The organism is Rhizobium sp. SU303, from assembly GCF_021052345.1.
Taxonomy (GTDB): domain Bacteria; phylum Pseudomonadota; class Alphaproteobacteria; order Rhizobiales; family Rhizobiaceae; genus Rhizobium; species Rhizobium laguerreae.
Genome location: NZ_CP088095.1, coordinates 3,971,547 through 3,995,033, shown reverse-complemented (window position 1 = coordinate 3,995,033; position 23,487 = coordinate 3,971,547). Strand labels below are relative to the sequence as shown.

General features: G+C 62.0%; 17 protein-coding genes and 1 pseudogene. 8 read left to right on the top strand and 10 right to left on the bottom strand.

All coding sequences use genetic code 11. The annotated features are described in order from the left end of the window. Positions 1-83: 83 nt before the first annotated feature. Positions 84-299: a 30S ribosomal protein S21 gene (gene rpsU, locus RlegSU303_RS19760; protein WP_003542939.1), complete on the bottom strand. Its 216-nt coding sequence runs from the start codon at positions 297-299 to the stop codon at positions 84-86. Between the two features lie 176 nt (positions 300-475). Further along, positions 476-2,005, bottom strand: a pseudogene (locus RlegSU303_RS19755) (adenylate/guanylate cyclase domain-containing protein). 147 nt (positions 2,006-2,152) lie between these two features. Between RlegSU303_RS19755 and RlegSU303_RS19750 the strand changes: the two are divergent. Next, the gene (locus tag RlegSU303_RS19750) at positions 2,153-2,302 is read left to right on the top strand and encodes a hypothetical protein (protein ID WP_165504146.1); all 150 of its coding nucleotides are present in this window, start codon (positions 2,153-2,155) and stop codon (positions 2,300-2,302) included. A gap of 60 nt (positions 2,303-2,362) precedes the next feature. Continuing rightward, positions 2,363-4,534: a CHASE2 domain-containing protein gene (locus tag RlegSU303_RS19745; protein ID WP_131709754.1), complete on the top strand. Its 2,172-nt coding sequence runs from the start codon at positions 2,363-2,365 to the stop codon at positions 4,532-4,534. A 6-nt stretch (positions 4,535-4,540) separates the two neighbouring features. Here the strand turns inward: RlegSU303_RS19745 and RlegSU303_RS19740 are convergent, their stop codons facing one another. After that, a complete protein-coding gene (locus tag RlegSU303_RS19740) occupies positions 4,541-5,563 on the bottom strand; it encodes a FecR family protein (RefSeq protein WP_017962120.1) in 1,023 nt (340 codons plus the stop codon). A 253-nt stretch (positions 5,564-5,816) separates the two neighbouring features. On the opposite strand from RlegSU303_RS19740, the gene RlegSU303_RS19735 reads away from it, so the two are divergent. Genes RlegSU303_RS19735 through RlegSU303_RS19710 form a run of 6 tightly spaced genes read left to right on the top strand, consistent with a single transcriptional unit; the run spans position 5,817 to position 11,798 of the window. Further along, entirely contained in the window at positions 5,817-7,070 is a 1,254-nt protein-coding gene (locus tag RlegSU303_RS19735; RefSeq protein ID WP_131621717.1) for a sarcosine oxidase subunit beta family protein, read from the top strand. After that, complete coding sequence (locus tag RlegSU303_RS19730) at positions 7,070-7,471, top strand: hypothetical protein (RefSeq protein WP_094087419.1); 402 nt, start codon at positions 7,070-7,072, stop codon at positions 7,469-7,471. The genes RlegSU303_RS19735 and RlegSU303_RS19730 overlap by 1 nt, the downstream gene beginning before the upstream one ends. A 12-nt stretch (positions 7,472-7,483) precedes the next feature. Next, complete coding sequence (locus RlegSU303_RS19725) at positions 7,484-7,825, top strand: sarcosine oxidase subunit delta (protein ID WP_094087420.1); 342 nt, start codon at positions 7,484-7,486, stop codon at positions 7,823-7,825. Further along, the gene (locus RlegSU303_RS19720; protein ID WP_231283293.1) at positions 7,822-10,815 is read left to right on the top strand and encodes a sarcosine oxidase subunit alpha; all 2,994 of its coding nucleotides are present in this window, start codon (positions 7,822-7,824) and stop codon (positions 10,813-10,815) included. Before RlegSU303_RS19725 ends, RlegSU303_RS19720 begins: the two co-directional genes overlap by 4 nt. After that, positions 10,808-11,356 carry a sarcosine oxidase subunit gamma gene (locus RlegSU303_RS19715; protein ID WP_094087422.1) on the top strand — a complete coding sequence of 183 codons (549 nt, stop codon included), beginning with the start codon at positions 10,808-10,810 and terminating at the stop codon, positions 11,354-11,356. The genes RlegSU303_RS19720 and RlegSU303_RS19715 overlap by 8 nt, the downstream gene beginning before the upstream one ends. Positions 11,357-11,399: 43 nt before the next feature. Beyond that, positions 11,400-11,798, top strand: a complete 399-nt coding sequence (locus tag RlegSU303_RS19710) for a VOC family protein (RefSeq protein ID WP_017962114.1) — start codon at positions 11,400-11,402, stop codon at positions 11,796-11,798. A gap of 15 nt (positions 11,799-11,813) precedes the next feature. Here the strand turns inward: RlegSU303_RS19710 and RlegSU303_RS19705 are convergent, their stop codons facing one another. From RlegSU303_RS19705 to RlegSU303_RS19675, 7 genes are all read right to left on the bottom strand, one after another. Further along, positions 11,814-12,302, bottom strand: a complete 489-nt coding sequence (locus tag RlegSU303_RS19705; protein ID WP_027667785.1) for a MaoC family dehydratase — start codon at positions 12,300-12,302, stop codon at positions 11,814-11,816. A gap of 90 nt (positions 12,303-12,392) precedes the next feature. Beyond that, positions 12,393-14,372: a glycogen debranching protein GlgX gene (glgX, locus tag RlegSU303_RS19700; RefSeq protein WP_094087424.1), complete on the bottom strand. Its 1,980-nt coding sequence runs from the start codon at positions 14,370-14,372 to the stop codon at positions 12,393-12,395. Positions 14,373-14,384: 12 nt separating this feature from the next. Further along, entirely contained in the window at positions 14,385-16,016 is a 1,632-nt protein-coding gene (locus tag RlegSU303_RS19695; protein ID WP_131718821.1) for an alpha-D-glucose phosphate-specific phosphoglucomutase, read from the bottom strand. A 6-nt stretch (positions 16,017-16,022) separates the two neighbouring features. Further along, positions 16,023-17,465, bottom strand: a complete 1,443-nt coding sequence (gene glgA, locus RlegSU303_RS19690) for a glycogen synthase GlgA (RefSeq protein WP_027667782.1) — start codon at positions 17,463-17,465, stop codon at positions 16,023-16,025. Between the two features lie 3 nt (positions 17,466-17,468). Beyond that, positions 17,469-18,731 carry a glucose-1-phosphate adenylyltransferase gene (gene glgC, locus RlegSU303_RS19685; protein WP_027667781.1) on the bottom strand — a complete coding sequence of 421 codons (1,263 nt, stop codon included), beginning with the start codon at positions 18,729-18,731 and terminating at the stop codon, positions 17,469-17,471. 19 nt (positions 18,732-18,750) lie between these two features. Then, entirely contained in the window at positions 18,751-20,958 is a 2,208-nt protein-coding gene (gene glgB, locus RlegSU303_RS19680) for a 1,4-alpha-glucan branching protein GlgB (protein WP_065281271.1), read from the bottom strand. Beyond that, a complete protein-coding gene (locus RlegSU303_RS19675) occupies positions 20,955-23,417 on the bottom strand; it encodes a glycogen/starch/alpha-glucan phosphorylase (RefSeq protein WP_072640561.1) in 2,463 nt (820 codons plus the stop codon). The genes glgB and RlegSU303_RS19675 overlap by 4 nt, the downstream gene beginning before the upstream one ends. Positions 23,418-23,487 lie beyond the last annotated feature (70 nt).

Genomic DNA, 23,487 nt, shown 5'->3' with positions numbered 1-23,487 from the left:
AGCGGCAAACTAAAAAAGGCGGCGGCGAACCCATCGCCCCCGCCACAATGCATCTGAAAACGTCGAAAAAACGACGGCAACGCTCAGCGTGCTGCGACCAGACCTTCGCGCTGGGCGCGCTTACGGGCCAGCTTGCGAACACGACGAACAGCCTCGGCCTTTTCGCGAGCACGCTTCTGCGACGGCTTCTCGTAATAGTCGCGCATCTTCATTTCGCGGAAAATGCCTTCGCGCTGCATCTTCTTCTTGAGAGCGCGGAGAGCCTGATCAACATTGTTATCGCGGACAAGTACCTGCACGAGAATCACGTTCCTTTGGTTGGTTGATGCCGGAGGCGGCGCAGCGGCCAGAGGCAAAACAATAACGTTCGCGCGGCCGCAGCCTTGCGATTGGTGATGCGGGATAGCAGATTGGGTACGGGAAGTCCAGATGGATATGGAAGGCGGGCGGAAAAATCACGCTTCGCCTGGTCCGGTCATGATCTGGCCGGTTCGGGCGCGGCTTCATCCAGCGCGGCGATTGCCTCCTTGAGAGCCGTCCTGACCCTCAGGCGATCGGCAGGCTCCAGCCGGCTTATGTCCAGATGCAGGTCGAGACCGGAGAGGTGCTCGCTCAGAACGCGGCTCTTGTGGTCCGCGCCGAGCGTCAGCCCATCCACCCCATAGGGCACGATCTCGCGCTGTATGCCCTTCATCGTGATTGGCGGCAAGGGATGAGCGTCGACGATTTCGTTCACCAGCGCATAGGTTTCGTAGCTGATGACGATCTCTCCTCCCTCAGCGATCGATTGCAGCCGGGCTGCCAGATTGGCCTCGGCCCCGATGATCGTATAGTCCATGCGGTCGCTGCTGCCGAAATTGCCGACGTTACAATAACCGCTGTTAATTCCCATGCGGACGACGAAAGGCTCTTCGGTGCCGTTTCTGCGCCATCTGTCCTTGAGTTCGCCGAGACGGCGCTGCATGTCGACGGCCATGCGCAGACATGCTTTTGCGTCCTCCTCCGGCCCCTTGGTGTCGGGGTCGCCGAAGAAGACCAGCATCGCGTCGCCGATGAACTTGTCGACCGTGCCGCCGTGCTCCAGGGCGATGTTCGACATCTCGGTCAAGTATTCGTTGAGCATCTCCGTCAGGGCTTCCGGCTGCAGGCGCTCGGTGGTCGCGGTGAAATCCTTGATGTCGGAGAAGAAAATCGTCAGGCGCTTGCGCTCGGTGTGGACCACGACGTCTTTCTGTCCGCTGAAGATGCTCTTGTAGATCTGCGGCGAGAGATAGCGCGAAATCTTCAGGGAAACGCTCGCCAGGAATTCGTTCGCTGCTTCAAGATCCCGGTTGGCGCTATGGATCGCGCGCGCCTGCTGCCGCTGCAGCAGAATGAAGCTGAGGCCGATGATGGCGACAAAAAGAAAATAGCAGAGCAGATATTTGAACGCGAAGACGTTGCTTACATAGGGCTGCTTGATGACCACTTCCTGAATGCCGCGTACATCGCCGACCTTCCAGTCGGTCTTCGGGCTTTCCGGATGGCTGTTATGGCATGCAACACAGGCTTGCCCCATGAGCACGGGCGTGATGAACCGCACGGTATCAGTCAGTCCGACGCGGGTGAGGTCGTTCAGCGTCTGCTACGGATTGGCGCGCAGCTCGGCCAGCGCTCGTCTCTCGAAATCGTCGAGCTCGTGGGATGCGCGGCTCTTGAACGGCAGGTCGGAGACGAAACGGTAGGTGATATTGGCCTGCTGCTCCTTGATGACGTCGCCGAGCTCCAGGGAAAGCGTGGCCGGCAGCGGAATGGCGCCTGATATATTGGCGTAATTGTGGGAGACGACCGTGCCTGCAGTTGCGCCGCTGGCGTGCGCGGCCAGGACGCGCCCCACGACATTGGCGGAATAATAGGAGCGGATGCTTGATATCAGCGAGCTCATGTCGCGCGCCTGGCGCCTGAGCGTGTTTCCGGAGAGATCGCTGATGTCGAGCCAGACGGCAAGCGGCAGCCCGGCGAGCATTGCCAGCACGACGACAATCAGCCAATAGCCGCTGCGGCGCGCGGCAGTTTCCGAAATCACGGGAGCCTCTCATTATCTCATCTAAAACGCATTCGCCCTTCGATCGTTACAAGAACATTTCGTTCCTCACCCGGCAAGATCGGGCCCTTGTCGTCCAAGCAAAAACGTAGCCGAACTGGCGGCGTCGCCGAATTTGAAGATGCTGTTGCGCCGGTGGACGGAAAGAAAAAGGCGGGAAACCAAAAAGAAACGCCTGGAGCGCAGGTGCGAATGGCGTTCGGGCTGAAAGCGGCGTAGCCTGTCAGCCGGCAGTGCGGGGCCGCTCGAGCGGCCGTGGGAGGGACAGCCGGTGAGATCATGACGCGCGAGCAGCAAATCGGTGTCGTTATCGGTCTGATTATCGTGACTCTGCTGACCATGCTGCGCGCCGGCGATCCCGGGATTTTCAAGCTGATCCGCGGCGTGACGTTCGATGAGTATCAGCGGCTCGTTCCCAGGACCTTCGAGCCGATGCCGGTTCGTGTCATCGACATCGACGAGACTTCGCTCAGCGAATTCGGCCAATGGCCGTGGCCGCGGGATCGGCTGGCCCTGTTGGTGGACCGGCTCTCGGAAATGGGTGCCGCGGCCATCGCCTTCGATGTTCTCTTCTCCGAGCCGGATCGGTTGTCGCCGCGCAATGTCGTCCGTGAGGTGGTCGGGGTCGATCCCTCGCTTGCCGAAAAGCTACCTGACAATGACGAAATATTCGCCCGTTCGATTGCCGACAAGCCCGTCGTGCTGGGCTTCGGCCTCTCCAACGCAGGCAATTACCGGCCGCCCGTAAAAGCGGGCTTCGCGTTCACGGGCGAAAGCCCCATTTCGGCCCCGCCCCGTCTCGGCGCTTCGACGCCGCTCAGACCGCAACTGGAGGCCAACGCGGCGGGCCTCGGCCACATCAGCCTCAACCCGGGAAACCCTTCGCCGGTGGTGCGGGCGGTCCCGCTGTTCCTGACCGATGGGGAACAGCTCTATCCGAATCTCGCGGTCGAGGCGTTGCGCGTCGCGCAGGAAGCATCGACCTACGTGGTGTCGGGCGCGCCCGACCACGCGGGTATCATGACATCGGCTAAGATCGGCGATTTCGTCGTGCCGCTGACGGCGGCGGGCGAGCTCTGGCTCTATGTCACTCCCGACCGGGCCGAGCGGTATATCTCCGTCCGTCAGGTGCTTTCGTCAGGTGGCGCCTCCGCAGAAGTCGAAGCCGCCATCGCCGGAAGCATCGTCTTCGTCGGCACATCGGCGGCCGGCTTGCAGGACATCCGCGTTACCGCACTGGGCGAGAACGTTCCGGGTGTCTCGCTGCATGCGCAAGCGGTGGAGCAGATCCTCTCCGGCCAATTCCTATCTCGGCCCGACTGGGCGGATGGCCTTGAAATCCTCGTCATCGCAGTGCTCGGATGCCTGCTCGTTGTGGTGACGACTTTCGTCAGCCCCGCCGTCGCGCTGGTCTGCGGTTTGCTAATTACCGCTATGGCGCTTGTCGCGTCGTGGCTCGCCTTTCTTTATGCAGGACTTCTCTTCGATCCGCTGGCGCCGATCATCAGCGGATCGATCACCCATTTTGCCGCGACCTCGTTCAAGATCCTGGTGATCGATCGAGAGCGACGCGAGGTGCGGCGCGCCTTCGGACATTATCTTTCCCCGTCGCTGCTCCACCGTATCGAGCATAATCGCGATGCATTGCGTCTCGGCGGAGACGATCGCGAGTTGACGATGATGTTCGTCGACGTCAGGAATTTTACCGAAATGAGCGAGCGGCTGGCGCCGACGGATGTCGTCGCTTTCCTCAACACGCTGCTCGATGCGTTGAGCCGTCATGTCGTGGCGAATGAGGGCACGCTCGACAAGTTCATCGGCGACTCGATCATGGCATTCTGGAATGCGCCCGTCGATGTGGCGGATCATGAAGCCAAGGCTGTTCGCGCAGCGCTTGCCATGCGCGAGACACTCGCTGAATTGAACGCCGGCGACGCCTTTGGCTTCGGGCCTGATCAGGAGGTCAGCATCGGTATCGGCATACATACTGGCCTTGCCTGCGTTGGCAATATGGGCGCCAAGACCCGCTTCAACTATTCGGCTGTCGGAGATGCCGTCAACGTTGCGGCTCGGATCGAGTCCTCCTGCAAGGAGGTCGGCTTCGATATCCTCATCTCCGACAGCACGGCACGGTCAGTGCCGGGAATGGCGCTGATCGAGGCCGGCGCGCTCCCGCTAAAGGGGAAGAGCAGCCGCACACAGATCCTCGCCGTTGTCGGCGATGAGCGGGTCGCAGCATCTCTAGAATTTGCCTCGCTCAAGGTCGTCCATAACCAGTTGATGCAGGCCCTGCAATCACACTCAAGGAATAGCCGGAAGCTTATCGGTACGGCAAAGCTCAGGGCTGTGCAGGTGATCGGCGGTCTGGCTGAATTCTACGAGCGCGTATACCGCAGGGCCGATCATTTCCGCGAGGTGCCGGAGGAGGTCGAAAAAAGCGCCGCAGACTGACAGGCCTCAGCGACCGCGATTGAAATTATGACCCCTGTCGTGGTTCCGATCGTTGTCGTGATCGCGATCTCTATCATGGTGGCGCTCGTGCCCCCGATGATCCAAACCGTGATTTCCGGGCTTGCCGTCATCGTCATGCCGGCCATGGCCATCATGCTTGTCGGGCCTGTCCGGTTTGTCATGATGGGGCTTATCGTGGTGCGGCCTGTCATGATGAGGCTTGTCATGATGCGGCTTGTCGGGCTTGTTCGGTCGCTCCTTTTGCGGCTCGGCCTGTCTCTGTGGCGGATCCTGCCTTTGCGGAGCAGGCGCAACTGCCGGTGGAGGCCGCGTTCTGTCTTTTCTTTCCGGCGCAACGGAGGCCATATTGCAGCCGCCGAGCATGCCGATGCCGCCCGCAAGTCGCTGATTGCCGGAGAGGAAGGGTAGGGCGCGCTGATTTCCGAGCGTCGCGAGGATGCTGGGGTCGACCCGGCGTGCCGCGGACATATCGCCATTCGGCTTGGCCACCACGCAATCGCAGCGTTGCTGCAACTGCCGGCAGCCGCCGGGGCCGCAGAAACGGGCAGCACCATTCAGCAACACGATGGCGGTCGTGCCATCCGGGCCGACGTAGAAATCGAAAGCGGTGCCACGTACGCCGATCGTGCCGGCGGGAGTCAGGATCTGGTAGGCCGAGGAGTTGGAATTGCCGCTGACCCAGCGGAATGTGCCCTTTGCCGCCCTAATCGTCAGTTTCTTGACTGATTGGGAATCATCGAAGACATATTTGTCGATCACGACCGACGAACCCCAGCCGACCGCGAGCTTCGTGCCGTCACGAAACACGAATTGGCCAAGCCCCGATTGCGACGTCTTGATGCGTTCGTTGCGATGAACGCGGGTGTCGACCTCGATCGGCCCGCTCTGTCCCGTCACCTGCGTCTTGACGACGACGGCCTGGCCGACCGGCTCGGCGGCGAGCGCCGGCCATGCGCCGTTTAACGCGATGCAAAGCGTCGCGACTGATACTGAGCGCCAACCCCACATGATACACATACCCCACAACATGTGATTGTTAACATTTTAGTAATTGCTTGTCTTCTAACCCTCTTGGGTTAGGCGGCCGGTCGACGGACAAGCAGAAACGCTGCTGCTTGCGTCATTCGCCTGAAGCGGCATTCTCTTCAGCGTGTCGAAACCAAAGCTCTCGCGCGTCGCAAAAGAACCGTTGTGCCGCATTTGGATTTGCGATTTGTATGAGCGCGGAGAACAAGCCCTTTCCCGAAGGAGAAGAAGGCGGATGCGGAAATATTCGGTTTTTGCCGTGGCACGGGAGGCCCTTCGCGGCCACAGGGGCTGGGAGAAGCAGTGGACGTCACCGGAGCCGCGCGCCGAATACGACGTCGTCATCATCGGTGGCGGCGGCCATGGGCTGGGCGCTGCCTATTATCTCGCCAAGGAGCACGGCATCACCAATGTGGCGGTGATCGAGAAGGGCTGGCTCGGCGGCGGCAATACCGGGCGCAACACCACCATCATCCGCTCGAACTATCTCTACGAAGAGAGCATGCACATCTACGAGCATTCGATGAAGCTCTGGGAGGGGCTTTCCCAGGAGCTCAACTACAATGTGATGTATTCGCCGCGTGGCGTGATGATGCTCTCGCACAATATTCACGACCAGCAGTCCTTCAAGCGGCATATCCATGCCAACCGGCTCTACGGTATCGACAATGAATGGCTGACGCCGGAACAGGCGAAGGCCTATTGTCCGCCGCTCGATATCTCGGCCAGCGCGCGCTACCCGATCAACGGGGCGGCACTGCAGCGGCGCGGCGGCACGGCCAGGCACGACGCGGTTGCCTGGGGTTATGCGCGGGCCGCCTCAGACCGCGGCGTGCACATCATCCAGAATTGCGAAGTGACCGGTATCCGGCGCGGTCCGGATGGACGGGTGACCGGGGTCGAGACCTCGCGTGGCTTCATCGGCGCCAGAAAGATCGCCGTCTCGGCGGCCGGCCACACGACAACCATCATGCAGATGGCTGGCGTGCGCGTACCACTGCAATCCAGCCCACTGCAGGCGCTGGTCTCCGAGCCGCTGAAGCCGATCTTTCCCTGCGTCGTCATGTCGAACACGGTGCATGCCTATATCTCCCAGTCCGACAAGGGAGAGCTCGTCATCGGCGCCGGCACCGACCAGTATAATTCCTATTCCCAGACCGGCGGGCTGCAGATCATCACGCACACGCTCGACGCTATCTGTGAGCTCTTCCCGATGTTCCGGCGCGTCAAGATGATGCGGCAATGGGGCGGCATCGTCGACAATACGCCGGATCGTTCGGCGATCCAGTCGAAGACGCCGGTTCCCGGGCTTTACGTCAATTGCGGCTGGGGCACCGGCGGCTTCAAGGCGACGCCGGGCTCTGCCAATCTCTTCGCGCATCTGATTGCCCGCGACGAGCCGCATAAATTCAATGCCGGGCTGACGCTGGATCGTTTCCGCAGCGGCCGGCTGATCGATGAAGCGGCGGCGGCAGCGGTGGCGCACTGATGTGGACGGCGGCTCTCCTCGCAATCGGGATCGGCGGCGCGGCCATGCCGGCCAGTGACGTCTTTCCCGGCGTTGGAGATTTCCGCCTGCAGAAGATTCACAGGGTTGCCGGCGAAAGCGAATGGCCCTTCGTTGCCGAGAGCGGCATGCTGCTTTGCGCGATGATCCTGCGCCAGCCAGCTGTCTATTTCGTGCCTGAGATCGGCGAAACGCCGGGACGTGCCTTCGTGATCGACAACGATATCGCCAAGATGGCTTTTGCGAATATCGGCATGACCGGTGTGCTGGAGCCCTATGACAATTTCGAACAGCTTCTCAAGCGCCTCATCCCCTATGTGACGATGGGAAAGCGTCTCTGCAATCAACCTCCTGGAACCAATGTTTCCGGATCGGAACTCTAAGACGGGTAACACATGCTGCTGATCTATTGCCCCTACTGTCAGGAAGAGCGCTCCGAGCTCGAATTCCGTGGCGCGGGTGACGCGCATATCGCGCGGCCCGCCGACATCGCCTCGATTTCGGATGAGGAGTTCGAGTCTTATTTCTTTATCCGCGACAATCCGAAAGGGCTGATCTTCGAACGCTGGCGGCACATTCACGGCTGCGGGCGCTTCTTCAACGCGGCGCGCGATACGGTGACCGACAAGTTCATCGTGACCTACAAGGCGGGTGAGCCGAAGCCTGAGATCGGTGCGGCGGCCAAGCAGCATGGGCCTGTCGAGACATATGAAGCCGTGGAAGGAGAGGCGCAATGAGCGGCGCGAACCGTATCGCCGGCAAGGGGCGCCTGACACCGGCCAAGACTGCGCGCTTCAGCTTCGACGGCAAGAACTATACGGCGCTCGAAGGCGATACCGTCGCCTCGGCGCTGATCGCCAATGGTGTGCATCTCATTGGCCGTTCGTTCAAATATCACCGGGCCCGCGGTATTCTGTCGGCGGGGGCCGAGGAGCCGAACGCGCTCATCGACGTTTCCCGCGATACGGCTCGCAAGCAGCCGAACGTACGCGCCACCGTGCAGGAAGTCTTCGACGGCATGATCGTCAGCTCGCAGAACCGCTGGCCCTCGCTTGCCTTCGATGTCGGCGCGGTCAACAATCTGATGTCGCCGTTCTTCGCCGCCGGTTTCTACTACAAGACCTTCATGTGGCCGCGCGCCGCCTGGAAACACGTCTACGAACCGCTCATCCGCCGCGCCGCCGGCCTCGGCGTCGCGCCGACGGAGGAGGATCCGGACCATTATGCCAGCCGCTATGCCCATTGCGACGTGCTGGTGGTCGGCGCCGGCGTGGCCGGGCTTTCGGCAGCGCTGGCCGCGGCCGAGACCGGCGCGCGGGTGATCCTTTGCGACGAGCAGGCGGAAGCGGGCGGCGCATTGCGCTACGATGTCGGGGTAAGGATCGACGGACAGGACGGCAATAGCTGGGCACAGAAGACCGTGGCGCGGCTGAAGGCGATGGACAATGTTGAAGTGCTGGTCCGTACGACCGCCTTCGGCTACTACAACCACAATTTCGTCGGACTTGCCGAGCGCGTCACCGATCATATCGCCAAGCCTACCCGCGATCTGCCGCGCGAGCGGCTTTGGCAGGTCCGGGCGAAGCGCGTGATCCTTGCCACCGGCGCGATCGAGCGGCACATGGTCTTTCCGAACAACGACCGGCCGGGTATCATGCTCGCGTCGGCGGGGCGGATGTATCTCAATCATTACGGCGTTGCGGTCGGCACCAAGGTCGGCATCTACACGACGCATGATTCGGCCTATGAGGCGGCCTTCGATCTGAAACGATCAGGTGTTTCGATCGCCGCCATCGTCGATAGCAGGCAGGCGCCGGGAGCGGCAGTGCTGGCAGAGGCGCGGGCGCTCGGCATCGATGTTCTGGCCGGCCAGTCGGTCGTCAACACGTCGGGGAGGCTGCGCATCTCGTCGATGACGGTGGCGCGCAATGGCGGCGGTTCGCCGCGCAAGATCACAGTCGATGCGCTGCTGGTTTCGGCCGGCTGGACGCCGTCCGTCCATCTGTTCTCGCAGTCGCGCGGCAAAGTGGCCTTCGATGCCGAAAGCCAGCGTTTCCTGCCCGGCTCCTATGCGCAGGACTGCCTCTCGGTCGGCGCCTGCAACGGCACCGACGATCTGCAGCGGACGATCGAGGAATCGCTTGCCGCCGGCGAGCTGATGGCGCAGGCCACCGGCAGAAGCAGCGGCGAGAAGATCGCAATTTCGGCCGAGCAGGCTTATGACTGGACGGGCGGCATGATCGGCGCTGCCGAAGGCGCCGGGCCGAAGACCAACGCCAAGGCCTTCATCGATTTCCAGCACGACGTCTGCGCCAAGGATATTCGCCTTGCCGTGCGCGAGGGCATGCATTCGATCGAGCATATCAAGCGCTTCACGACCAACGGTATGGCCTCGGACCAAGGCAAGCTCTCCAACATGCATGGCCTGGCGATTGCCGCCGAAATGCTCGGCAAGGAAATCCCGCAGGTCGGGCTCACCACTTTCCGTGCGCCCTATACGCCGGTCACCTATGGTACGCTGGTCGGCCATTCGCGCGGAGAGCTGTTCGATCCGACACGCAAGACGCCGCTGCACGGCTGGGAAGAAGCTCATGGCGCGGTCTTCGAGGATGTTGGCAACTGGAAGCGCGCCTGGTTCTATCCGCAGGCCGGCGAGAGCATGCACCAGGCGGTGGCTCGCGAATGCCGGACGGCACGCGAGGCGGCTGGCATCTTCGACGCCTCGACGCTCGGCAAGATCGAGGTGGTGGGGCCGGATGCGGCGGAGTTCCTCAACCTCATCTACACCAATGCCTGGGATACGCTGAAGCCCGGCAAGGCCCGCTACGGCATCATGACCCGCGAGGATGGCTTCGTTTATGACGATGGCGTTGTCGGACGCCTGGCGGACGACCGTTTCCATGTGACGACGACGACCGGCGGCGCGCCGCGCGTTCTCCATCACATGGAAGACTACCTGCAGACGGAATTCCCGCATCTGAAGGTATGGCTGACCTCGGTAACCGAACAATGGGCTGTCATCGCCGTGCAGGGGCCGAAGGCGCGCGAGATCGTCGCGCCGCTGGTCGAAGGCCTCGATCTTTCGAACGAGGCATTCCCGCATATGAGCGTTGCCGAGTGCACGGTCTGCGGCGTGCCGGCGCGGCTCTTCCGCGTCTCTTTCACCGGCGAAACCGGCTTCGAAATCAATGTGCCGGCCGACTACGGCCAGTCGGTACTCGAAGCGGTCTGGTCCAATGCCGAGCCGCTCGGCGCCTGCGTCTACGGAACGGAGACGATGCACGTTCTTCGCGCCGAGAAAGGCTACATCATCGTCGGGCAGGATACGGATGGGACGGTGACGCCCGATGATGCCGGGCTTTCCTGGGCTGTTTCGAAGAAAAAGACGGATTTCGTCGGCATTCGCGGACTGAAGCGGCCGGATCTCGTCAAGGACGGGCGCAAACAGCTCGTCGGCCTCGTCACCAAGGACCCGAAGCTGGTGCTCGAGGAAGGCGCGCAGATCGTCGCGAGCCCGAACGAGCCGAAGCCAATGACCATGCTCGGCCATGTCACATCTGCCTATTGGTCGGAAAATTGCGGCCGGTCGATCGCCTTCGCGCTGGTCGCCGGCGGCCGGGCGCGGATGGGCGAAACGCTCTATGTGCCGATGCCGGATCGGACGATCGCCGTCGAAGTGACGGATCTGGTATTCTTTGACAAGGAAGGGGGCCGCATCCATGGCTGATGTCGCAATTCGCAAACCGGCGCTTGCCGGACGTCTCGGCGGCTCCGCAGCGGTGCGGCTGACGACGGCTCCCACCGCCAGCCGGGTGGCGCTACGCGCGCCAGCGGAATCGCTTGCGGCACTTTCCTCTGCTCTCGGCCTGGCGCTGCCGGATGCCCCAAAGACATCCGGCCGGGCCGGCGCCCGATCGGCGCTCTGGATTGGCCCGGACGAGTGGCTGGTGATCGACGAGGCCGGCTCCGATCTGATGGCGGCGTTTTCCGGCGCCGGCACGCTACATTCGGCGACCGACGTTTCGCATCGCAATGTCGCGATCATCGTCTCGGGACCAGGTGCGGAGGCAACGCTTTCAGCGGGCTGCCCGCAGGATCTGTCACTGTCTTCCTTTCCGATCGGTGCCGCATCGCGCACGGTTTTCGGCAAAGCGGAAATCGTGCTTTTCCGTACGGAAGAAGACACGTTCCGCGTGGAGTGCTGGCGGTCGTTTTCGGATTATGTCTTCGGGCTGCTGAACGAGGCGGCTGAAGACGCGGGGCACTGAGTCTCAGCCATCGCGGGCGTGCGCTCATTCAAGGAGTAAGCAAATGCTGCACCATGCCTCCCTCGGCGTTTCCGACATCGAGCGGTCTGCGGCATTTTACGATGCCGCCCTTGCCGCGCTCGGTTATGTCAGGGTCTGGGACGATATCAGACCGGGACAAACGGGGCAGGCCGTCGGCTACGGCCTTCCCGGCGGCGGAGATAAACTGGCGATCAAGCATCGCCCGGACGGCCAGCGTGCGCCCGGTCCCGGCTTTCATCTCGCATTTGCTGCTCCGAATCGGCAGGCGGTCGATCGGTTTCATGCGGCGGCAATCGCGCATGGCGGCAGTGACAATGGCCGCCCCGGCCTGCGGCCCCATTACGGTGAACACTATTATGCTGCGTTCGTCATGGATCTCGACGGACACGCTCTCGAAGCCGTGTTCAATTCAGCCGAGTAACAAAAGCAGTCTTGTTCAGACGTCCTCGGGACGGTCCTTCGGGTCGAATTGGATGATGGTGATCCATTTTGCCGTCAGCGCCGGCTTCTTCTCGTTTTCGATCTCGATCGTGACGTCATAGGTGGTCATCAGCATGCCGGCGCCGCGGAAGCGGGCTTCGGAAAGCAGGAACCGGCCGCGGACACGGGCGCCGCTTTTCACCGGCGTCATGAAGCGGACGCGATCGAAGCCGTAATTGATGCCGAGGGTCTGTTCGCGCACTTTCGGCAGGCAGTTGTAGTTCATCGTCGACAGCAGAGACAGGGTCAGGAAGCCGTGGGCGATGGTACCGCCGAACGGGCTCTCGGCCGCCGCGCGCTCAGGATCGACGTGGATGAACTGATGGTCGTCGGTCGCCGACGCGAAGGCGTCGATCATCGTCTGGTCGACGGTGACCCAATCCGAAAGGCCCGTCTCCATGCCGATCAATCCCCGCACGTCGGAGAGAGAAATTTCCGTGACCATGAATTCCTCGTGAAATAAGCCGCCGCGGCAAAGCCTTATCGTGCATTTGTGACGATTGCGACAAGGATTTGCGCAAGCGAGGGGAGGCGATCAATTTTCTACGAAAAAGGCAATCGAGCGCGGCCCAACGGTTGCGCGGCCACCGGGTTTCTTCGCTCCATCCGGGGTCAACTGGCGCCAGCCCGGTTCGCCCTCAGAAGGCAGCGTGAAAAATTGGCGGCTTCCCGAGCGGTTGAAAAGCACGCCAAGCCGGGTTTGCCTGCCGCGAGCGGAACGGTCACCGGTCGATAGCAGCATGCCGAGGGTGGAGAGCGACGGCGTCTCCCATTCGGCAACGGTCATCGGCTCGCCGGAGAGCGAAATCCATTCGACATCGCCGTTTCCTGACAGGAAGTCCCTTTCGGAGAAGACGGTGAAGCGGCGCCGCAGCCCCGCAACGAAGGCGGTGTGGGCGATGAGATCCCCGTCCAACGCTTTCCAGTCCAGCCAGGTGATCTCGTTATCCTGGCAATAGGCGTTGTTGTTGCCGTGCTGGCTGCGGCCGCCCTCGTCGCCCGCCGTCAGCATGATGCTGCCGCGGGTGGCAAAAAGCGTTGAGATCAGCGCCATCACATCGTCCCGGCGGCGCTTGCGGATCGTCGGGTAGACGGTTTCGCCTTCGACACCATTGTTCCAGGAATGGTTCTCGTTATGGCCGTCGCGATTGTGTTCGCCGTTGGCGTCGTTGTGCTTTCCGGTATAGGAGACGAGATCGATCAGCGTGAAGCCGTCATGGGCGGCGAGGAAATTGACGCTGCGCGTTTCCCTGCCGTCGTTGCGCGAGAAGATGTCGGAGGAGCCGGCGAGTGCGGTTGCCAGCGCGCCGGTCTTCCAATCGTCGCCGCGCCAGTAGCAGCGCAGGTCGTCGCGAACCCGGTCGTTCCATTCAAGGAAGGGCGGCGGGAAATTGCCGAGCTGGTAACCGCCGGGGCCAATATCCCAGGGTTCGGCGATCATGATCCGGTCGGCAAGCACATCGTCGGAGAGGATCGCGGCAAGCGTTCCGCCGTCGCGCTCGAAGCCAGTCGCGGTACGGCCGAGCACCGGGGCGAGATCGAAGCGAAAACCGTCGACGCCGGCGTTGAGCACGAAATGGCGCAGGCTGTCGATCACGAGGCGGCGGACCTCGGGAAGATCGCAGGCGAGCGTGTTGCCGGTGCCGGTGTCGTTGACGAGTTCGCCCGGGAAATTCTGGGCGTGGCGATAATAATGCAGGTTGTCGAGGCCGCGCAGCGACAGCGTCGCGCCGTAACGGTCGCTCTCGCCGGTATGGTTGAAGACGAGGTCGAGGATGACGGCGATACCTTCGGCATGGAGGGCCGCGACCGTCTCTCTCAACTCGGTCACGCCGCCGGGGACGAGCCGCGGATCGAGCGCCATGAAGGCGACGGGATTGTAGCCCCAGCCGTTGGTGAGGCCGAGCGGCGGCAGATGGCGTTCGTCGATCCAGGCGGTGATCGGCATCAGTTCGACGGCGTCGACACCGATCCGTTTCAAATGCGCGACGACGGAGGGATGGGCAAGCGCTGCGACCGTGCCGCGTTGAGCCTCCGGCACGTCGGGATGAAGAATGGTGAAGGGCCGCACCGCCACCTCATAGATAAAGCCGCCCGGCTTGAACAGCGGCTTGCTGATCGCGGCTCGGGTATCCGTGGTGACGATTGCCTTCGGCGTCAGATCCTGGCTGTCCTCGCCATAGATGCCGAGGCGGGGATCGTAGCGGAACGGCCTGTCGATCTCCTTGGCGTAGGGATCGATCAGCAGTTTGGAAGGATCGTACCAGAGGCCGTTGTCGGGCGCATAGATACCGTCGGCGCGATAGCCGTAGCGCGCGCCCTCCTTCAGTCCGTCGACAAAGAGACGATGGACATAGTTGCTGTCGCGCGCCATCGGCAGGCGCGCGAATTCCCTGTGGCCGTCATCCTCGAAGAGGCAGAGTTCAATCTGTGCGGCATGATGCGACCACACGGCAAATTCGACGCCGGTCTCGAAGACGATCGCGCCGGCCTGCGCCGAACTGTTCCCCCGCATGTTCCCCCCGGATCAGGTGATCACGGTTGGCGCATCGCGTCCCGTGCGTTCACGAATGCTGGCAATGCTTTCGGCGGCGGCGATCAGATCGGCGAGCGCTTCCTGCGTTTCGATGTTGTGGCGAGTCGAATCCGGCTCGTAGCGCTCGATATAGACACGCAAGGTTGCGCCAGACGTGCCGGTGCCGGACAGGCGAAAGACGACGCGCGAGCCGCCCTCGAAGAGCACACGGACACCCTGATGCTCGCTCACCGATTTGTCGATCGGATCGTGATAGGCGAAGTCGTCGGCCTTCTCCACCTTCAGGCTGCCGAAGCTCTTGCCGGGCAGAGTGGGAAGCTGGATGCGGAGATTGTCCACCAGGCCGTTCGCCGCATCGGTGTCGAGGCCTTCGTAATCATGGCGCGAATAATAATTGCGGCCGTAGGTCTGCCAGTGCTGGGTGACGATATCGGCGACGCTCTCGCCGCGCACCGCAAGAATGTTCAGCCATAGCAGCACGGCCCAGAGGCCATCCTTTTCGCGGACGTGACTGGAGCCCGTGCCGGAGCTTTCCTCACCGCAGATTGTCGCCATGCCGGCGTCGAGCAGGTTGCCGAAGAACTTCCAGCCGGTCGGCGTCTCGTACATGCCGATGCCGCGCTTTTCGGCGACGCGGTCGGCAGCACCCGATGTCGGCATCGAACGGGCGATGCCGGCAAGGCCGCCGGAATAGCCGGGCGCGAGATTGGCATTGGCGGCGAGGATCGCCAGGCTGTCGGAAGGCGTGACGAAGATGCCGCGGCCGATGATCAGGTTGCGGTCGCCGTCGCCGTCGGAAGCGGCGCCGAAATCGGGCGCGTCGTCGCCCATCATCTCATCGAAGAGTTCCTTGCAGTGCACCGGGTTCGGGTCCGGGTGATGGCCGCCGAAATCCGGCAGCGGCATGAAATTGCGGACCGAACCCGAGGGAGCGCCGAGACGATTTTCGAAGATTTCCTTGGCATAGGGACCGGTGACGGCGCTCATCCCATCGAAGGCAATGCGGAAGCCGAGGCTGATCAGATTGCGGATGGCGCCGAAATCGAACAGCTCTTCCATCAGCGCGGCATAGTCCTCGACCGGGTCGATGACCGAGAGGATCGTGCCGCCGGGAAGCTCGTCCTTGCCGATGCGGTCGAGATTGACGTCGGCGAAATCGGCGATCTTGTAGCTGTCGATCGTCTTGGAGCGCGCATAGATCGCGTCGGTGATCTTTTCCGGCGCCGGGCCGCCATTGTTGATGTTGTATTTGATGCCGAAGTCTTCGGTCGGGCCGCCGGGATTGTGGCTGGCGGAGAGGATGATGCCGCCGAAAGCCTTGTACTTGCGGATGATGTGGGAAGCGGCCGGCGTCGACAGAATACCGCCCTTGCCGACCATGACCTTGCCGAAGCCATTGGCCGCGGCCATCTTGACCGCCTTCTGGATGACCTCGCGATTGTAGTAGCGTCCGTCGCCGCCGATGACGAGGCACTTGCCCTGGTAGCCTTCCAGCGAATCGAAGATCGACTGGATGAAGTTCTCCGCATAGTTCGGCTGCTGGAAGACCGGAACCTTCTTGCGCAGGCCCGACGTGCCGGGTTTCTGGTCCAGATAGGGCGTGGTGGAGACGGACTTGATCATTTTAGGTCACATGCCTTTCGAGACGAGGCTTGAATAGAGGGCAGCGTAGCGTTCGGCGCTCTTCTCCCAGGAGACATCCGATTTCATGCCCTGCTTTTGCAATTGGGTCCAGAGTTTTCGGTCCTGGTAAAAATGCATCGCACGGCGGATTGCCTGTAGCATGCCTGTTTCGGTCACGGGGGCAAATTGTATGCCGGTTGCGACTTTCGCTGCAAGTGCGGCGTGATTGGCGTCGATCACGGTGTCGTTCAAACCGCCGGTGCGGGCGACGATCGGCACGCAGCCGTAACGCAGGCCGTAAAGCTGGGTCAGGCCGCAGGGCTCAAAACGCGAGGGGATGATGATCGCATCGCAACCGGCCTGCATCAGGTGCGACATCGGCTCGTTATAGCCGATCGAGACGCCGACGCGGCCGGGATGGCGGCTGGCGGAGGCGAGCAGCGCGCCTTCAAGCGCGGCTTCGCCGGAGCCGAGCACGACGAGCTTGCCGCCCATGGCGACGATCTCATCGGCGACGTTGGCGACGATATCCATGCCCTTCTGCCAGGTAAGACGGCTGATGACGCAGAAGATCGGGGCGTCGTCATTGTCGAGATGGAAGAATTCGGCGATTGAGCGCCGATTCTCCTCGCGGTTTTTCAGCGTCGTCGGGCCATAATGGGTGTGGACGACCGGATCGGTCGCCGGGTTCCAGATATCGGTGTCGATGCCGTTGACGATGCCGTGCAGATCGTCGATGCGGCTGGCGATGACGCCCTCGAGCCCCATGCCGAATTCCGACGTCAGGATCTCATCGGCATAGGTCGGGCTGACCGTCGTGATCGCATGGGCAGTCTGCAGGCCGCCCTTGAGGAAGCCGACAGTGCCGTAATATTCAATGCTTTCGGTGGCGAAGGCATGGGCAGGCAGGCGCAGGCCGGGAAAGATCTCGGAACCGAACTGGCCCTGAAAGGCAATGTTGTGGATGGTCAGCACGCTCGGCAGTTCCGGCGTCGGGTAGTAGCGCATATAGACCGACGTCAGCGCCGCCTGCCAGTCATGGGTGTGGACGAGATCCGGCCGCCAGCCGGGCAGCAGGCCGGCGGCGATCTCGGAGGCGGCAAGCGACAGAGCGGCGAAACGGCGCCAGTTGTCGGGATAGTCCTTGCCGAGCGGATCGAGATAGGGCCCGCCCGGCCTGTCGTAATAGGCCGGCGCATCGAGGATGAGCAGATCGAGCCCCTCGTGCTCAACCTCGAGCACGGTCGCCCGCTCACCGAGCAGGTCGGGGAATTCGAGCCTGACGACTGGGTCGCGAATGACCTTCATGACGGCGGGATAGCCGGGCAGCAGGGTCTTGGTCTCGACCCCGAAGGCTTTCAGAGTAATCGGCAGGGCGCCGGACACATCGGCCAGACCCCCTGTCTTGATCAAAGGGAAGACTTCGGACGAAACCGAAAGAACTTTCATACGTCAGATATCCAGCTTGTCGATCATCGGTTGCGTGATCAGGCAGATGCCGCTTTCCGTCCGCCGGAAGCGCTTGGCATCGAGCTCGGGATCCTCGCCGACGACCAGGCCTTCCGGAATGACGACACCATGGTCGATCACCACATTCTTGAGCTGCGCGCGCCGTCCGATCTTCACGTTCGGCAGAATGACCGCACCTTCCATCTTGGAGAAGGAATTGGCCCTGACACCGGTGAAGAGCAGGCTGTTGTTGAGCATGGCGCCAGAGATGATGCAGTCGCCTGACACAACGGAGGAGGTGGCCGAGCCGCGGCGATCCTCGTCGTCATGGACGAATTTCGCCGGCGGGGTGATCTCGGCATAGGTCCAGATCGGCCAGGACTTGTCGTAGATGTCGAGCTCCGGAACGATCGCCGTCAGGTCGATATTGGCCTGCCAATAGGCGTCGATCGTGCCGACGTCGCGCCAGTAGGGTTCGTGCTCGAAATCGGAACGGACGCAGGACTTGGCGAAGCGGTGGGCGACCGCCTTACCGTTCTTGACGATATAGGGGATGATGTCCTTGCCGAAGTCGCGGCTCGAGGCCGGGTCGGCGGCGTCGCGGCGCAGCGCGTCGAGCAGGAACTTGGTGTGGAAGACGTAGATGCCCATCGAGGCGAGGGCGAAATCCGGCTTGTCGGGAATGGGCGGCGGATCGGCCGGTTTCTCGACGAAGGCGATAATCTCGTCCTTCTCGTTGACATGCATGACGCCGAAGCCGACCGCTTCCATGCGCGGCACTTCCAGGCAGCCGATGGTGACGTCGGCGCCGGAATCGACGTGCTGCTGCAGCATCCATTCATAGTCCATCTTATAGACGTGGTCGCCCGCAAGAATGACCATGTATTCGACGCCGTAATCCTGGATGATGTCGATGTTCTGATAGACGGCGTCGGCCGTGCCTTCGTACCATTGCGTCTCGGAGACGCGCTGGCTGGCCGGCAGAATATCGAAGCTCTCGTTGCGCTCGGGGCGGAAGAAGTTCCAGCCGCGCTGCATGTGACGGATCAGCGAATGCGCCTTGTATTGCGTCGCGACGCCAATGCGGCGGATGCCGGAATTCAGGGCGTTCGACAGGGCGAAATCGATGATGCGGGCTTTGCCGCCAAAATAGACGGCCGGCTTGGCACGCCGGTCGGTGAGTTCCTTGAGACGGCTCCCCCTACCGCCCGCCAGAACATAAGCCATTGCATCGCGGGCAAGTGGCTGAACGCGCTTTTCTACCATTTTCTCCTCCCACCAGTCACTAATTTTCAGGTTCAAGCATGATTGTCGCCAAGGGCGGCAAGGTGATCGAGCAGGTGATGTTGCCGCCGGCATCGACGGCCTGCACGCGCCCGCCATTGCCCTTGCCGCTGCCGCCGTAGATGTCGGCATCGGTGTTCAGGATTTCCCGCCAGCGGCCTGCGGACGGCAGGCGGATCGAGTAATTCTCGCGATAGACAGGGGTGAAATTGGTGATGACGGCGACCGGCTTCTGGCCCGGCGCCTTGCGCAGCCAGGCAAAGACGGAATTCTGGTGGTCGTCGGCGACCAGCCATTCGAAACCTTCGCCCTCGCAGTCACGCTCATGCAGCGCCGGCTTGCTGCGATAGGTGAAATTGAGGTCGCGCACCAGGCGCCGCATGCCCTCGTGCATGCGATACTGAAGCAGGTTCCAGTCGAGTGCCTTCTCTTCGCTCCACTCGCTCCACTGGGCGAATTCCTGGCCCATGAACAGCAGCTTCTTGCCGGGATAACCCCACATATAGGCGTAGTAGGCGCGCAGATTGGCAAATTTCTGCCAGTCGTCGCCCGGCATCTTGGCGATCAGCGAGCCTTTCCCGTGCACAACCTCGTCATGCGAAAGAGGCAGGACGAAATTTTCCGAATAGGCGTAGAGCAGGCCGAAGGTGAGTTCGTTGTGATGGTGCCCGCGATAGATGGGGTCGCGGCTCATGTAGCTCAGCGTGTCGTGCATGAAGCCCATGTTCCACTTGAAGCCGAAGCCGAGGCCGCCTTCATGAACGGGTTGCGAGACCTTCGGCCAGGAGGTCGATTCCTCGGCGATGGTCATGACGTTGGAATTTTTGCCGTAGATGCGGATGTTGAGATCCTGCAGAAAACGGACCGCTTCGAGGTTCTCGTTGCCGCCATATTCGTTCGGGATCCATTCGCCGTGCTTGCGCGAATAATCGAGGTAGAGCATCGAGGCAACGGCATCGACACGCAGGCCGTCGAGGTGGAACTTTTCGGCCCAGTAGAGCGCGTTGTTGACGAGATAGGAAACGACCTCGGTGCGGCCGAAATTGTAGATCGCCGTGCTCCAGTCCGGATGGAAGCCCTTGCGCGGGTCTTCGTGCTCATAGAGTGCCGTGCCGTCGAACCAGCCGAGGCCGTGTTCGTCGGTTGGGAAATGCGCCGGCACCCAGTCGAGGATGACGCCGATTCCGACCTTGTGGCAGCCGTTGACGAAACGGGCAAAACCCTCCGGCTCGCCGAAACGGGCGGTCGGAGCGTAGAGGCCGGTCGTCTGGTAACCCCAGGAGGGATCGTAGGGGTACTCGGTGATCGGCAGGAATTCGATATGGGTGAAGCCCATGTCGGCGCAATAGGGGATAAGGCTGGAGGCGAGCTCGTCCCAGGACAGCATCGTGCCGTCCTGCCGGCGCTGCCAAGAGGCGGCATGCACCTCGTAGATCGAGATTGGCTGGCGGCGCTTGTCGGTCTCGCGCCAGTGCTTCAGATGGGCCTCGTCTTCCCACTCCTGCTCCAGCTCGGCGGCGGTGATCGAGGCGGTCTTCGGCCGTAGCTCGCTGCGCCGTGCAAAGGGATCGGCCTTCAGCGGCAGCAATACGCCGTCCTGGCCGCGGATCTCGAACTTGTAGGCAACGCCGATCGGTACATCAGGGGCAAAGATTTCCCAGATGCCGCTGTCGGCACGGAAGCGCATCACGTGGCGGCGGCCGTCCCAATTGTTGAAATCACCGACGACCGAGACGCGCTGCGCGTTCGGCGCCCAGACGGCAAAATGGATGCCCTGGGCGCCGTCATGCTTGATGAGGTGGGCGCCCATCTTGTCGAATAGTCGCAGGTGCGAGCCCTCTCGGGCGAAATAATCGTCCATCGGTCCAAGCACCGGACCGAAGCTGTAGGGATCGGTAACAGCCCATTCGGCATCGCCGCGCCGGGCGCGGTAACGCACCGGCTGGACCTTTGTGAGGGAAACCGGACCGGCGAAGACGCCGTCGGCATGGAGCTGCTTCAGTTCGCCGATGACGCCGCCGTCGAGCGTCATGGCGGTCACCTCCTCCGCGCCCGGGATGAAGCACCGGGCGACGAAGGCGTCGCCGGCCTGGTGCACACCTAGGACGGCAAAGGGATTGGAATGCGAGCCGGCAAGGATTGCCGTGATTTCATCTGCCGAAATTTCCCAGGAAAGCTTTACTTCAGGGACGGTTTTCGGCGTTTTCATCCGGCTCTCCAGATTTCGTCTGCATATTGCCTGATCGTACGGTCGGAAGAGAACCAGCCCATCCGCGCCGTATTGTTGATCGTCTTGGTGTACCAGGCGGACTGATTGGTCCAGATCTGGTCGACTTCGCGCTGGGCCTGGGCGTAGGCGTCGAAATCGGCAGCGACCATGAACCAGTCGTGCGAATAGATGCCGTCGATCAGCGACGTATAGCGGTTGCGGTCATCGGGCGAGAAGACGCCGGAGCCGATGGCGGCAAGCGCCTGGGCGAGTTCGCGCGATCCCTCGATGATGGCGCGCGGATTGTGGCCATCGCTGCGGACCTTCGAGACCTCGTCGGCCTTGAGGCCGAAGATGACGATGTTGTCCTCGCCGACATTGTCGCGCATCTCGACATTGGCGCCATCGAGCGTACCGATCGTCAGCGCGCCATTGAGGCCGAACTTCATGTTGCCGGTGCCGGATGCTTCCATGCCGGCGGTCGAGATCTGCTCAGAGAGGTCGGCGGCCGGAACCATGACTTCGGCGAGCGAGACATTGTAATTCGGGACGAAGACGATCTTCAGCAGACCGCGTACCGACGGGTCGTTGTTAATCGTGCGGGAGACGTCGTTGATCAGCTTGATGATGAGCTTGGCGTTGTAGTAACTCGGCGCCGCCTTGCCGGCGAAGAGTTTCACGCGCGGCACCCAGTCGAGCTCCGGATGCGAGCGGATCTGGTCATAGAGCGCGACGGCCTCGATGATATTCAGCAGCTGGCGCTTGTATTCGTGGATGCGCTTGATCTGGATGTCGAACATCGCCGACGGATCGAGCTTCACGCCCATGCGGCTGGCGACGAGGTTGGAGAGTGCCACCTTGTTGGCGCGTTTTATCGCTGCGAATTTCTGCTGGAAAGCCGGATCGGAGGAATGCACGTCGAGCGCACGCAGCTTCTCGGCATCATCGAGGAATTCGTCGCCGATCGCCTCGCGGATCAGGCCGGTGAGGCCGGGATTGCACTGCTGCAGCCAGCGGCGCGGTGTGATGCCGTTGGTCTTGTTGTTGATGCGGTCGGGATAGAGCTTGTGCAGATCGGCGAAGACCGTGACCTTCATCAGGTCGGTGTGCAGGGCCGAGACGCCGTTGATCGAATGCGAGCCGACGAAAGCGAGGTTGCCCATGCGCACACGGCGGTCGCCGCTTTCATCGATCAGCGAGATCGAGCGGATTTCCCCATCGGAGAAATTCTTGCCCTTACGGGCGTCGATCAGGATCTTGGCATTGATCGCATAGATGATCTGCATGTGGCGCGGCAGCAGACGCTCGAACAGCGGCACCGCCCAGCTTTCCAGCGCTTCGGGCAGAAGCGTGTGGTTAGTATAGGAGAAGGTGCGGCGGGTGATGTCCCAGGCCTGGTCGAAATCCATCCCGTGTACGTCACAGAGCAGACGTACGAGTTCGGCGACCGAGACGGCGGGGTGAGTGTCGTTCAGCTGGATCGCCACCTTGTCCGGCAGCGAAGTGAAATCGTCATATTGCTGCAGATGGCGGCGCAGGATGTCCTGCAGCGAGGCCGACGAGAAGAAAAATTCCTGGCGCAGGCGCAGTTCTTGGCCGGCCGGGGTGGCGTCGGCAGGATAGAGAACCCGGGTCAGGCTTTCGGCCTTGTTGCTTTCGCGCAGCGCCCCGATGTGGTCGCCGGCGTTGAAGGCATCGAGCAGGATCGGATCGATCGGCTGCGCCGACCAGAGGCGCAGCGTGTTGACGCGCTTGCCGCGCCAGCCGACGGCCGGCGTGTCGAAGGCGGCGGCGATGACGCGCTCGGCCGGTTTCCAGACGTAGCGCGGCTGGTCGTCATGGGTGGTAATGAATTCGACGGCGCCGCCGAAGCCGATTTCATAGGAGCTTTCGCGGCGCTCGAATTCCCAGGGATTGCCGTGGGCGAGCCAGTTTTCCGGCAGTTCCACCTGCCAGCCGTCGGCCAGCTGCTGGCGGAAGAGGCCGTGGACATAGCGGATGCCGTAACCATAGGCCGGAACCTCCACCGTCGCCATGCTCTCCATGAAACAGGCAGCCAGTCGGCCGAGGCCGCCGTTGCCGAGTGCGGCGTCCGGCTCCAGGCCGGCAATGACGTTGACGTCGACGCCGAGCGAGGCGAGTGCATCGCGCACCTCCTCCATCAGGCCGAGATTCGAGATGGCGTCGCGCATAAGCCGGCCGATCAGGAATTCGAGAGAAAGATAATAGACGCGCTTGGCACCGGTCGCATAGACCTCGCGGGTGGAGGCCATCCACTTGTCGATGATGCGGTCGCGCACCACCAGGATCGTCGCGGTCAGCCAGTCATGCGGCTTTGCCACCTTGGCATCCTTGCCGATGCGGTAGGTCAGACGTTCGATAATTTCTTCAGCGAGAATTTCCGGCCTTGAGCTGCGAGGGGCGGGGGAGGGGATGATCGGCTTGGAAACAGTGTTCATCGTCAGGTCTCGCCAATTTTAATTTGGTTTCAGGATGTTATGCCTGATTCAATCGATTTTTCGCTTGCAC